Annotated in this window: 9 protein-coding genes; all 9 read left to right on the forward strand. The window is 38.8% G+C overall.

The genetic code is table 11. The features are described from left to right. The first annotated feature begins 6 nt into the window (after positions 1-6). Complete coding sequence (tssR, locus tag LC419_RS09215) at positions 7-2,406, forward strand: type VI secretion system protein TssR domain-containing protein (protein WP_223607064.1); 2,400 nt, start codon at positions 7-9, stop codon at positions 2,404-2,406. 776 nt (positions 2,407-3,182) lie between these two features. Continuing rightward, positions 3,183-3,587, forward strand: coding sequence for a type VI secretion system tube protein TssD (gene tssD, locus LC419_RS09220; protein WP_223607065.1), 405 nt, complete (start codon positions 3,183-3,185; stop codon positions 3,585-3,587). A 167-nt stretch (positions 3,588-3,754) separates the two neighbouring features. Then, positions 3,755-5,695: a type VI secretion system Vgr family protein gene (locus tag LC419_RS09225; RefSeq protein ID WP_223607066.1), complete on the forward strand. Its 1,941-nt coding sequence runs from the start codon at positions 3,755-3,757 to the stop codon at positions 5,693-5,695. A gap of 11 nt (positions 5,696-5,706) precedes the next feature. Next, complete coding sequence (locus LC419_RS09230; RefSeq protein ID WP_223607067.1) at positions 5,707-6,996, forward strand: hypothetical protein; 1,290 nt, start codon at positions 5,707-5,709, stop codon at positions 6,994-6,996. A 6-nt stretch (positions 6,997-7,002) separates the two neighbouring features. Next, positions 7,003-7,680 (forward strand): hypothetical protein, encoded by a 678-nt coding sequence (locus LC419_RS09235; protein ID WP_223607068.1) that lies wholly within the window; start codon positions 7,003-7,005, stop codon positions 7,678-7,680. Between the two features lie 245 nt (positions 7,681-7,925). Continuing rightward, on the forward strand, positions 7,926-10,424 hold the full coding sequence (locus LC419_RS09240; RefSeq protein ID WP_223607069.1) for an ATP-dependent Clp protease ATP-binding subunit: 2,499 nt from the start codon (positions 7,926-7,928) through the stop codon (positions 10,422-10,424). 72 nt (positions 10,425-10,496) lie between these two features. Beyond that, positions 10,497-11,366 (forward strand): lytic transglycosylase domain-containing protein, encoded by an 870-nt coding sequence (locus LC419_RS09245; protein WP_223607070.1) that lies wholly within the window; start codon positions 10,497-10,499, stop codon positions 11,364-11,366. Between the two features lie 383 nt (positions 11,367-11,749). Then, a complete protein-coding gene (tssD, locus tag LC419_RS09250) occupies positions 11,750-12,160 on the forward strand; it encodes a type VI secretion system tube protein TssD (RefSeq protein ID WP_175548869.1) in 411 nt (136 codons plus the stop codon). A 220-nt stretch (positions 12,161-12,380) separates the two neighbouring features. Next, positions 12,381-14,552 carry a type VI secretion system Vgr family protein gene (locus tag LC419_RS09255; RefSeq protein ID WP_223607071.1) on the forward strand — a complete coding sequence of 724 codons (2,172 nt, stop codon included), beginning with the start codon at positions 12,381-12,383 and terminating at the stop codon, positions 14,550-14,552.

A 14,552-nucleotide genomic window follows, 5' to 3' on the forward strand; every position in this document is an offset into this window, starting at 1 on the left:
AATAGGATGAAAAATAAATTTCCTCTAGCAGCATATTATATAGGATTATCAGTATTAATAACCAGCTGTCAAGTGAAGCTGCCGTCTAAGAGAACTCCTGAGCCTTCGAAATACGGACAGGTAGATAATTCTCCGGTAGTAAACGGATACCCGAAAAAAGCAGCTCCCTGGATCGTCATTTCAGACCGATCCAGAAATACGGCCTATCTCGATAAAAGTGACGAAAAGTCTTACAAAGAAGTTAAATTCCTGGAGCCTTTAATGGTTCTTAAAAACAGAGACGGAATGGTAAAAGTGGCGGAATATATTCCGGATGCTTTGATGAAAAAAGTTTCGTCCAAATCGATTAAAACCTACGGATGGATTCCGGAATCCGAACTTCTTCTATGGAATAATTCTTTAAAAAGCGAAAAGACAGGATATCCGGTAAGAGTAGCCGTAGTTCCGAATAACAGTGAAGTAGTTCGAAGCGCAGAAAGATATTACAAGAATGACTCTATCATGGTGTTCAATTCACCAAGTCTGATAGAAGCAGCCAATGTCAAAATTCCAAACGGACAGATGGTGTACGTTTACAAACAGGCGGAAAACAATAAACGTTTTCTGGTAGGTAAAAAACCTTCTATTGATATGGACAGTATCAGCACAAGTCTTTACGGCTGGGTGGATTCCAATGTGATCTCTGCATGGGGCGAGCGTTCCGCAATAAAAGTGAAAAATGACACAAAAGTTACCGAGTCTTCTTTAGGAATACATGAAGGATATCCAGGGGCGGCAGATTCTGAAAGCAGAACAGCAATTCTTCTTACGGATACCAACAAGAGAACACCTCTTGAAAACATTTATCCAGTAAGTCTTGCTTTAAATGAAGCTCCGACACCGGATTCCAAAACAAAATATTTTACCAATATCCTGGATTATAGTAAAAACTATATTTTCAATGTTTTGGGTGAAGAGATTTATTTTGACCGTTACAGAGAGATTACAGAAAGAAATAAGAATATCAACATCGTTTTTGCGCTGGATGTAAGTGCTCCTAATACACCTTATGCACCTATCGTAAAATCCCTTCTTCAGGATCTTCAGCTTAGATTTGAGAAGCCTTCTTATTTCAATGACGTGAAATATGGTGTTGTTTTGTATAAAAATAATCCATGCGGAGAAAATGTTCTGGTTTCCAGTTTAAACAGAGATTACAGTAAGATTACAACATTTATTACCGAAAGAACCAATGAAATGAACTGTGCGAGCAACAGCGGATACCAGCCGGTAGGAGAGGCGCTTTCTGCCGCAGGAAACCTTCTTTCAAATGTTCCGGATGAAACCAATATTGTAGTTACTGTAGGTACTTCTGCCAATCAGAGTGGCAATATGTATAGTGTAATCAGTTCCCTTACGCAGGCGCAGGCCAGACTGATCATGTTCCAGACCAGTGCAAGATCAGCAGATACCTACAATGATTTTGTATTGATGGCAGAAAATGTAGTGACCAACACCGCGAAAAATATTGCTGAACTTAAAAAGCAGAAGATCATCAATCAAAACGATGTTCTTACCAAAAATAACTTTAGCCTGGTAGAAGGTGATGCAGGGTTCTTCTCACTGGATTATCCGAAGCAGAGTATGTCGCAGGGATTTGTCATTTTCCCTAAGAAAGGAGATGTTGCAACACCCGGTTATCTGAAAAAATCGGTAGACAGCCTTATTGCACAGGTTACTTTAGATAATGAGACAATCGATAAGTCACTTAATGAATATTTCCACTCTTCAGTAGGAGCTGGAAGAACAGATGTAGATCTTAAATACAAATATCTGTTCCCGGGACTTACGAATCCGGTTTCTGCAGGTATTGCAGCACAGCTGATCAATTATGGAAACCCGTTCCTGGTAAAAGGATATATTCCTAAAGAATTGAAAGAGGTTAAACCGAATATTGAAAAAGGGATTCTTATTTCTGAAACAGAATATGATAACCTGAAGAATTTCTATACAGAAGTTCATCTTAAGACCCAACCTGAAAGAGCTGATTTTAGCCAGTCTGCAGCCATTAAAGAGTATATCAGGATCCTTAAAAAGTATAATCCTACTTTAACATTCCTTGATAAATCCGAACTGTATGAAAAACCGATGTCTTATGCCGTAGGATTGAGTACAGGGTTTGATAATTCTGAGGAAGAACTGATGTCAAAATACAAATTGAAAGGTTGGAAAAAACCTAAGATCGTTTTAAAAGAAACGGTAAGAAAGTATTTCAAGGATTATAAAGTACTGGCAGAGAGAATGCTTTCCCACAGAAACAACCCTGCAGTAAAGATCCAGCAGAACGGACAAACATTCTATTGGCTTAACGAATACTTTATGCCAACCACTCAGATTGTTGAAGCACCGGAATACACCAAACATTAATCATTAAATCTGATGATACCAAAAGCAGGAGTTTTTACTTCTGCTTTTTTTGTGGAATTTTGTAAGAGCCGGGATTTAGATGCTAGAGATTAGATTTCAGACATCAGATTTCAGACGTAAGACTTTTGGGTAAGGTTGAAATTGGGGAACGTCAATGGTGAATTTTGCTTCGTAAGTGAAAATGTGAATGAGAGATTCAAGAGACGAGATTTTAGATGACAGGCATCAGATTTTTGGATTAAGGTTGAGGTTGGAAACGTCAATTGTGAATTTTGCGTTGCAAATGAATGGTGAATAATGGATTCAAGAAACAAGACTTCAGATGTCAGACATCAGATTTCAGATATTAATACCAACCGTCAACTAACACCACCTTTTACATTCTCCAACCCTAAAACTCTCAAACTCTCATACCCCGTATCCCGAAATTACAGCTCACAAACATCCCGAAAATTCTTAAACACTCAACCTCTCCGATCCTCAAAACCCAAACTCCAAAAACCCCGATCTCAATATCCCAAACCCTACCTAATTCTCAAATAAGTGTAAAATTCTCTTATTTTCGTTGAAATACAGATACTTGGAAAGTCCCTTCCCATAATATATTGGGGAGGTTCTTAAATCCATAGTCGTAGAATTACTACAAGAAATCGTAGAATTACTACAAAATATGAAATTTCTATTTAAATCCTTTTGGAATAGAAATAAGGGTTCTATATTTGTTAAACAATCACACCACATCACAAAATATTAATTAAGTTTAAAATTTACCTAACATGGCAGGAAATTCAAGAGGAATCTTAAAATTCAATGGCGGAGAAGGACAGAAATTATTGAAACTGAATTACAGCGTATCCAGATCTACAGACGTTTCAGGACGTGTAGCATCAGATCCTTCCAATGCACTGATTAAAATTACAGTGGAAGCTACTGAAAAATCTGACATTCTGGAAAGTTTACTGAATGGAAAGTACAAACCTACCATTGGAGAAGTAACTTTCAACAAATCTCATGAAGAAGGAACGCTAATCACTCTGAGCTGGAAAAACGGATATGTGGTTCAGCATCAGGTAAGTTTCGACGCAATAGACGAAAACAGCATGCTGATCAGTTTCGTAGTGAGCGCAGAAACTATTGACTACGGCAATTCCGAATTTAACGGATTATGGCCATCTAATTAAGACACACTATTACACATCAACATTCATAGAAAAAGACTGTCCCTCAAAAGACAGTCTTTTTTGCCTAAGGTGCTTTATCTGAAATCTTTACAATAGAAATATATCCTATCCGGTAGACATCGGATTGATATTTTTTTTATCTTTAATAAATCCAAACACAAAGATATATGAAAACAGAAACACAAAATGTTGCGAAAAATTCTTCATTTCGGCCGTCCCAAAATGCCGACGGAATCTCAGAAAATCACCATACGGGAATCAACAGGCTGGTCAAGCTGTCCCTGGTAGTGGAAGGGAAGATTATTAAATTCTATAAACATTTCAGACTAAAACAAAGCGCTCAGCGCCATCATGAGTTTACCCTTATATTAGCCCATGATGCATTAGGTGACCGCCAGACGCATACCCTGGAAGAAGCTAATAAATTTCTGGGAAAACGTCTGACCGCCGTAATTTCATATAAAGATATTGAGAACAGTCCCGAAAGAAATTTCGTGGGAATTATTACCAAAGTAGCCTTCAGTCAGGAAAAAATGAGCCTTGGAAATATAGTCTTGTCGGGATACAGTCCTACTGTTTTGCTGGATGGTGCTCCGCATGTTCAGAGTTTCGGAGGTGCACAGCCTGTCAATATGGGAATCATTGCTGAAGAAGTGATCAAGCAGGGCATCGATAAAAGTCGTTTTGATATCAGAATCGATACTAATGATTATTCTCAGATCATCTACAGCAGCCAGTATGATGAGACGCATTATAATTATCTCGCCAGGATGGCTGAAGCCTATGGCGAACAGTTTTACTACGATGGTGAAGTTCTTCATTTCGGAAAACTTCCACCGCAGAACAAGCCTATAAAACTTTTTTACGGAAGCAATGCCGATGATATTAAAGTTGAATTAAAAGCCGTTCATACAAAACCTGAGTTCTATGGCTACAACAGCAGCCGGAACGAAAAACTCACTTCGGGAACAACACCTGTGACTCACGTCAGTGATCTGGCGAAGACTGCATACGGACATAACGACAATATTTACAGAACACCGGCACTTCAGGCAGCTCCCATAAAAGCTTCAACCCATCTCGATATCGAACATTCCCAAAGAAGCACTTCGGGAAGTGAAGCCGTGAATGTCTTTTCGTTATCCGGTTCTACCAGTGTTCCATTTTTGCATCCGGGATGCGTTGCTGATATTCAGATGAGGAAACCTGATAGCAGTGAGACCTCTTATTTTACCAGAATCATGATCACAGAAGCAGAACATGAGATCGATACGATAGGACATTATACCGGGAGCTTTGAAGCCATTGCTTCCGATACAGGCTATCTGCCTAAACCAGATTTTACTTCACCGAAAGCCGAACCTCAGATCGCAACGGTAATTTCCAACACCGATCCGGAAGGACAGGGAAGAGTGCAGGTAAGATTTGACTGGCAGACCAACGATACCACCCATTTCATAAGAATGATGAGCCCTGATGCAGGCGGTACAGACCAGATCACACAAAACCGGGGTTATGTCGCTATTCCAGAAGTAGGAGATCAAGTGATGGTCAATTTTGTTCACAGCCATCCTGACAGACCTTTCGTGATGGGAGGAATGTTCCATGGCGGGATAGGATTGGGCGGTGGTGTAGACAACCGGGTAAAATCTATCCAGACCAGAAGCGGTCACCGTGTGGTGTTCACAGAAGATGAAAGCATCATCATTACCGACAAATCCGGCAACGAGATCAATCTGGATACTACCGGAAGTAATATTACGATCACCGCTCCGGAAACCATGACCCTGAACTGTAAGAACATGAATATTAATGTGGGAGAGAATATGAATACGATTGTGGGAATGAATAAATCCAGCAGTATCGGTCTGAACAATACAGAAAGCGTTGGAGCTATGAAGCTTACTTCGGTCGTTGGAGATGCAAGTATGTTTATTACAGGTAAGCTGACAGAGATTATTGACGGAGATGTACACAGTGAGACGAAGAAGGGGAAAACCATATTAAACAATGAAGGAGGGATAGAAACCACTAGCAATGGAAAGATAAAAAAGGATGCTCAGGGAAATATTGATAATAGAAGCGGAGAAATAGGAAAATCTCATTAAAACTTTAATCTATGAGCAGAATAAGAATTGTAAAGGGAAAGATTTACGAAAAAGTAGAGGGAGACCTTCAGTACTACTCTGAAACAGATATTATTGAAAACTCTGCTGATGTTTACTCTGAAGATAGTGCAAAAAGTATTTCACATCGCGGAAGTCCATCAAAACCCCCTGCTGGGGAGATTAATGCGAAGTGTCTCGTTAAGTTCAGGCCTGGTGAGAAATATGTGGGACAATATGGATTTGACTGGATAAGGGTTGCCGATACAAAGTTAAATGGAGATACTCCGTATAAAGATATCATTTGCAATAAAAATGGAGTTCCACCGGATGCGAATGAATTCAGTCTTCTGAAAAACAGGTTTGACAAATTACTGGTAGTACAGAAAAAAATAACCTATATTATTCCGGAGTTAAATTTATATCCTGGTTTTGAAGCACAATTGATTTTGTATATTGATATTCAGGAAAAACCTGAAAAAATTATTCTGAAATATGATAGTAAATATCTGGATCTGAGAGGGAAAAGTGAAATTAAGAATTTATCTGTCACACCATCTGGCAAGCCTCACCAGGAATATCTGACCGTATATGCTAAAGAAGCCTGCTCAAAAAATAATTATATAGAAGCTTACGCTATTGATAAAAATAAAAAAGAACAATTAGTGGGAAAATTAAAAGTCCTTCCTAATAAAACAGTTTTTAAGTTACCGGTTGTATTTGTTGGGGTAACCACTAATTTATCAGGCGTAAAAGGGAATGGTAAGACAGGCAGCTATATCGGAGAATATAAAAATTTATTTACTCTATACAGACAGGCTTTAGTAAAACCGGAATTAAAATACATTCAAAAGTTTGATGTATCAGCTGATCCGGAGGTGATGTCCTATAAAACTGCAGGAGGTATAGCGTATGAAAAAACGGTAGGTTCCAAAAAAAAATATTTGCATTATAGACTGGAAACTCTGCTTAATGCCAAACATCCTGAATTTAAAACTTATTATAAAGTATTTTTCTTTGCGGACTCTTGCCCGGGAACTGCCGGAGTAGCATTGCTGAATACCCAGTTGACCATTGTATTTACTCCAAGAAACCCAGCAACAACTGTTCATGAGCTGCTTCATGCAGTAGGCCTGCCTCATACCTGGGAAAAAGGGAATAAAGGGACAGATATTAACGGATTTATTTTTGAGAAAAAGAAAACCGATAACGTGATGGACTATTCCTCAATACGATATTCTCTTTGGAAATGGCAGTGGAAAAAATTACAAAGTAAAAGTACCAGCCATCAATATAAACCCTGATTTACAATGAAAAGATTAATTTTAATAACACTCCTCTGTATGCTGTTCTCATGTAACGGACAGGATCAAAATAAAAAAACGATCAATAACAAAACAACAGAAACTTCCAAAATGCAAAATATAAACATAAAGTCCTGGAAAGAAAAAGCTGTCAATTATATGAAACATCACAATGAGGATGGTGAAAATATAACGCTGGATCCCCCGTACTATCTATTTAAAGAAGTTGATGATCATAAGAAGCTTGTAGAATTTTCAGGGGATGACAAAGATGGTTATTCCCTGAAAGAAACCCTTCCTGATCCTAATATTTATAATGATATAAAATTCTACAGACCGGATGGAAGCATTCAATATACGTTTAGAACCTTAATTGTAAATCCAAATATTGTAGTAGGCGAGCATATAGAGTACAGCGGTAAAGGAGAAGAAGTTAAAAAAACAAATTATGATGAAGGTTTTCAGTCTTCTCCGGAGAAAATAATTAAGTTTATAGAATCACGTAACGGGAGTATAAAAAATGAACTGACTATTATTGACCGTGAGAGAAAGAATAATATAAGTACATGGCATATTGAATTTTTAAACTCCAAAGAAGGAAAAGTAAATGTTTTAACCTTAGAAGATCATACTTTGAAAATTTTAAAGTCTGAAGAAAGGGACTCTGATTTTTTACAGGATTAAATAATGCTTGGAGAATTTGTTTTTCTCTATTAGTGATCATTTTCAATTTAAAAATTATCATCCCAAACAAAATCACCACCAAAAAACTTATTACTTCTCTAATCAAAGAATTAACTATCTTTAACCCTACATGCATTTTGTATAAAAAAGATATATTTGTAAAAATGTATTTTTTGACAGATCGCACCAAATAATCTGATACAACGATAAAGAACACAGACATATTAATATTAGAAAAATTATAAATGGGAGTACTAGTAACCAACGAAACAGTAAAGCAGCTATTTCATATTGCCCAGTCGATAGCGAAAGAAAATTATAATGCAACGTACGGCGGGCCACATATTTTACAGGCCTTAATGCATAAAGATATCGGCCTTAATGAATTCCTGAAAAGCATTGATAAAGATCCCGGCTATTTTTATGAGTGGGCAGATGTCCGTATTGAAGACTATCCGAAAACCGCCCATCTTCCGGATGAGGTACGTGCGGATGAGGCCGTAGATACACTTACTGAAGAAGCAGATGATATCCGTTTGAAACTTGGACTGGATGAGATTACCCCGATCTGCATCCTTACCGCTATCGTAAAGCCTCAGGTTATTTTTTCGCTGCAGCAGCTGAAATCACTTCCGCTGAGAGAACATGAAATTTTCAATTTATACAGAAAAGATACCCCTTTCGCAGTATCCGAAGACGGTGATTTTGCTTCCCTTTTTTCCAACGGATCAGATTTTACAGATTCATCGTTTCCTTCCATTAAAAGCTATTGTGTAGACAGAACAGCGCAGGCGAGAAAAGGAGATCTGGAAAACATTATAGGAAGAGATAAAGAACTGAGGATGCTTGTAGAGATCCTTTGCCGAAGAAGCAAGCCGAATGTGATCATCATCGGTGAGCCGGGTGTAGGAAAAACAGCATTGGTAGAAGGTTTTGCTACCGAAATTACCAAAGGAAATGTTCCTGAAATGCTAAAAAATGCAACCCTTCTTGAACTGGACACAGGAGCATTATTAGCCGGAACGTCTTACAAAGGAGAAATTGAAGACCGTCTGAAAAAAGTGATTAATGAATGCAAGAAAATTGAAAAAGCAGTTCTTTTCATTGACGAAATTCATACCCTTCTGGACCCGAAAGGAAGCATCGGAAACGTAGCCAACCTTCTTAAACCAGAACTGGCGAGAGGTGAAATTACGGTGATCGGAGCTACCACACAGGAAGAATACAGAAAAATCATTGAGCCGGAACAGGCTTTCAACCGTCGTTTCGAAGTATTGACGGTCAATGAACCGGACGAGCAGACTTGCGTTAAAATGATCGACGTTCTTCTTGACGGCTACAAAAAGCACCACGGCATCGAAGTAGAAAAAACTTCTATTTCAGAGTGTGTACGTTTAGCAAAAAGATATGCAAAAGGTAAGAAACTACCGGATGCCGCAATTGACCTGCTAGACCGAACTATGGCTGCGATCAAAATGCTGGATGAACTTTCAGAAAAAGAACTCGCAAGCTGGAAAGAAACCTATGAAACCATTTTAAAAGAAGAATTTACCGATAGCAAGGATCAGGCTAATGAACTGATCTGGAACTATAACCTTCTGAGAGATAAAATAAGTCCGATTCTTTGGGGATCATTAAGCGAGCAACCGGTTATCGACAACGCTATGCCGGTGGATCAGATCCACAAAATCATTGATGATACTTACGCAGAGCTTTTACAGCATGCAGCCAAAAAAAGAGAAAAAGTAGACCGTCTGGAACTCGCAGCAGTAATGGCGGCAAAAACAAATATTCCAATAGGTAAGATCCAGGCTCAGGAAAAAGAAAAGCTTCTGAATATGGAATCCATGTTACTGAACAGAGTAGTAGGGCAGGATCATGCCTTAAAAATTCTTTCAGATGCTATTGTTGAAAACCGAAGCGGATTGAACAAACCGGGGCAGCCTATCGGGTCATTTTTCCTTCTGGGACCTACCGGAACCGGAAAAACTGAGCTTGCAAAATCCATGGCAGAACTTCTTTTCAATGATGAGAAAGCGATGGTGCGTTTTGATATGTCCGAATTTAAAGAAGAACATTCCGCAGCATTACTGTACGGAGCGCCTCCGGGCTATGTGGGATATGAAGAAGGAGGAATGTTGGTGAATAAAATCAGACAGCAGCCGTATACCGTTGTTTTATTTGATGAAATTGAAAAAGCTCACCATTCCGTTTTTGATGTATTCCTGCAGATCATGGATGAAGGTAAAGTGCATGATAAACTTGGAAAAGAGGGAGATTTCAGTAATGCCATTATATTATTTACTTCAAATATCGGAAGTGAAGAAATCGTAAAACAGTTTGAAGAAGGAAAAGTTCCGGAATCATCCTCACTGATGCAGATTATGTCCAATTCAGGAAGATTCAGACCGGAGTTTTTAGCGAGGATTACAGAGATTATTCCTTTTGCACCGATCACGGAATCTATTGCAGAGCGAATTTTCAATATCCAGCTTAAATCCCTTCATGCTTCACTGACAAGATTGGGAATGGTTTTAAAAATCTCAGACGAAGCAGTGAAAAACCTTGCCTTAGGAGGATTCAGCAGCAAATACGGAGCAAGACAGATCTCCGGCGTGATCCGTGCCCAGTTGGCCAGACCTATTTCTAAAATGATCGTAAGAGAAGAAGTGAAATCCGGCCAGACCATCCATGTAGACTGGAATAATGAAGAAGATAAACTGAGCTGGAAAGTAGAAGACTAACAATAAAACATGGAAAACTGGTAAGTGAATAAACAAATCAGCTTTCTTTATGATAACCATTAAGAAATTAAAATGAAAACGGTATTTAAAAATATCTTGACAGGACTGATGCTCGCGGGGACTTTTGTCATGGTGAACGGACAGTTTCTCGCCGCCTCTGACACTTCGGAAGCCAGCGTGAGAAAATACACTAATATCATCAATGGCAATAAGGAAATCGTTGAATTCATTGAACATTCATTGGTAGAGAAAGGTGTACCGAAACACTTGAGGAATCTGGCGTTGATAGAGTCCCATTTTAACAGGAATATTACTTCCGGAGCAGGAGCAGTAGGAATGTGGCAGTTTATGACCGCGCATGCCAATCAATACGGCCTTACACAGCAGGAACGTACTGATGTATATAAAAGTACCAAGACCGCCGCGATTTCCCTGGCCAATCTGTATAAGAAATACGGAGACTGGATTACGGTTGTAGCCGCTTATAACTGTGGTGAAGGAAATATTGCCAAAGCCATGCAGGCCGCAGGCTCTACACAGTATCATATTTATTCCCAATATCTTCCGGGAGAAACCATCAATCATGTTAAAAAATACCTGAATGCCTGCTATGCAACCGGTGAGCTGGAAAGCGTTTTAAACAATTACAACTCTTCACGGCTTAATAAAGTTTTCTTTACGGAAGCTGGAGGCAATAGAAATAATGAGGCACCTCTGCAGGAAACTGAAATCAATGCAGGATTTAATCTGGATGTGATTGCCCGTGAACTGAATGTACAATTGAACGAAATCTTAGCCTGGAACCCGGGAATTGTAGAGGAATTGCAGAAAAAAGGCGAAAGTCCTCTTTATTTGCCAACCGACCTTATGCCGGATTTTCTTCTGAAAAAAAATAAAATTCTTTTCCGTTCCATAAAAGAAGGAGGAAAAGCTCAGCAATAAGTTCCATACTATTGAAAATAGAATAACCGTCTTTTTAATGACGGTTTTTTTATGCTCCAAAGTTGGGTTTTTAGGAATACGAAAAATATTTTTAAGGTATGTTAATTAGGTCTTAATTTATCTTAAAAACCCTTAATATTTCTCCTTTAAGTGTAAAAAAATAATTAAAATACCTTTTTGATAATTGTTTTAACTATTTTAAATTCAATTATTTAAATAGTGTATTTAAATCTATTGTCGTAGAATTACTACATCAAATCGTAGAATTACTACAAATTTTTAAATTTATATCCAAAAGCTTTTTTTTCAAAATACGTCGTTATATATTTGCTCTGTAATCAATCACTAAATCACAAAATATTAACAGTTAAAATTTACAAATCATGGCAGCAAATTCAAGAGGAATCTTAAAATTCAACGGAGGAGAAGAGCAAAAATTATTAAAGCTTAACTACAGCGTATCCAGATCTACAGATGTATCAGGACGTGTAGCATCAGATCCTTCCAACGCACTGATCAAAGTAACAGTAGAAGCTACTGAAAAATCTGACATCTTAGAAAGCTTACTAAACGGAAAGTATAAGCCTACTACAGGTGAAGTGACTTTCAACAAGTCTCATGAAGAAGGTACACTGACTACGCTTAAGTGGGAAAACGGATACGTGATCCAGCACGAAGTAGACTTTGATGCCGTAGACGAAAACAGTATGCTGATCAGTTTCGTAATCAGTGCTGAAGTTATTACGCTTGGTAACTCTGAGTACCGCGGAATGTGGCCTTCATCCGGTCATTAATTTGAACAATCATCTTAGTAAAAATAAATTGGTGCAGGATAGTGTATTCGTAAGAATATGCTATTCTGTTTTTGCCGTTTTTGGACAATCATAGCCAAAACAATGATTTTAACGAAGTTCTTACGATCTAGATAAGAATGGAGAAACTGCCTCCCATCGCTGTATGCCTACGGAAGCTATTTCAATTTATTATATAATTTAAACAAAAAAGACACACACTATGTTTAAGGATGATAAATCAATTAAAGTACAAGGCCCGAAAAGCAGTATAAAAGATGCAGCAACAGGAAAGTTGAAAAATGCTGAAAATATTGCCGTACAGAAAGTGGAGGATAAACTTCAGAAAGCTGACGAGGCCGTTAAAAAATCAGCAAAAAAAGCACAGGAAATATACTCCGGGGCAGCACAGAACTCCGGAATGTTCATGAACCAAACCATGGTACCGAATAATCCTTCCATTACCGAAAATAAGGTGTGGTCAAAACAGCCTACTTCAAAGATTCATAATGCCCAGGCTATTCCTGAAAGCTTTATTGCAGGGATCAACCGGGTTGTCCAGCTTGATATTGTGATAGAAGGCCAGGTGATCAAACATTTCAAACATTTTAAACTCGTACAGAGTGCTTCCAGACATCATGAATTCAGCCTGATGCTTGCCCATGATGCTTTAGGAAATGCAGAAAACCATAATCTCCAGGAAGCACAGAACTTTTTAGGAAAGAGAATTACAGTTGTATTTAAATATAAAGATATTGAACAGGGACCCGAGCGAAATTTCGTGGGAGTCATTACAGAAGTCGGATTCAGCCAGGAAAAAGGAAACCTCGGAAATATTGTTCTGACGGGCTTCAGTCCGACAGTCCTGCTGGATGCAGCTCCCCATATCCAGAGTTTCGGAGGCGGACAGGAGGTAAGCTTAAACAGCATTGCCGATCATGTCATCAGAGAAGGTCTTGGGCAGAACAAATTCGATTTCAGGGTAGATGCCCAACACGGAAACGTTCCTTACAGTTCTCAATATGAAGAAACCCATTATAATTATCTGGCGAGAATTGCAGAAGCTTATGGTGAACAGTTCTATTATGACGGTGAAGTTTTGCATTTCGGGAAACTACCACCACAGGAAAAGCCTGTTAAACTTACCTATGGCAGCAGTGTCAGTGATATTGCCATTAAAATGAAAGCTCAGCATGTAAGCCCGAGTTTTTATGGCTACAACAGCAGTAAAAATGAAAAGCTGACCACCGGCAATTCTAAAATCAGTCATACTTCTGATATTGCGAAAAGAGCTTATGAAATATCAGAAAAAACCTTTAAAACTCCTTCTTTGAGAGTAGCTCCCATTAAGGCCACGTCCTTTATGGATATCGATGCTTCACAGAAAGGAACAGCGGGAAGTAAGGCATCAGAGGTTTTCATCACCTCAGGATCTACAACGGTTCCGTTCCTGTATCCGGGATGTACTGCAGACATCGAAATGCGTAAAGCAGATACTAATGATACGTCTTATTTTACCAAATTAATGATCATTGGCGTTACCCATGAAGTAGATGGAAGAGGCTACTACGACGGGACTTTTGAAGCGATTGCGGCTGATACAGGATTTATTCCCCGCCCGGAGTTTGAAAACCCGAAAGCAGAAGCCCAATTCGCCAAAGTTGTTTCCAATACAGACCCTCTGAATCAGGGAAGAGTGAAAGTGCAGTTTGACTGGCAAAGCGGACAGGATACCACAGAATTTATTCGTGTCATGTCTCCAGATGCCGGAAGCAGCGATAAAGTCAACAAAAACCGTGGTTTTATGTCTGTTCCCGAAGTGGAAGATCAGGTGATCATCAATTTTGTTCACCAGCATCCTGACCGTCCTTTCGTGATGGGAGGCATGTTCCATGGAAGTATTGGCGCTGGCGGAGGTGCCGGGAATAATGTGATGAGTTTTAGCGGAAGAAGTGGCGCAGAACTTAAATATGATAACGGAGCCGGATCTATGAATCTTAAGGATCAGGGAGGAGCGAATATGTTTTTTGACGGAGCCGGAAATGTAGTTCATAATGCAAATAATGACAGTACCAAAACCGTCGGAAACAATAAAACAGATAAGGTTGGAAACAATAAAAAACTGGAGGTAGGCTGTGAGCATATCGCCGATGTCGGAAATAAGCATAAAGTAGCTGTTGGCGGAGAAAACAGTGTATTCACAATGGATAACACCGGAACGATCGATCTTACCGGAGTAAAACAGATAAAACTTAAAGTAGGAAGCAGTGAGATTGTTATTACCGGAACCAAAATTACAATTACCAGCACTGAAGTAGATATCAAGGCGGGAAGTGCTACAGCTAATTTTAAAGGAGATACGAAAATTACGGGAGGACAGGTTGATATTAATTAA

This window comes from Chryseobacterium sp. OSA05B, from assembly GCF_019970065.1.
Lineage (GTDB): Bacteria > Bacteroidota > Bacteroidia > Flavobacteriales > Weeksellaceae > Chryseobacterium.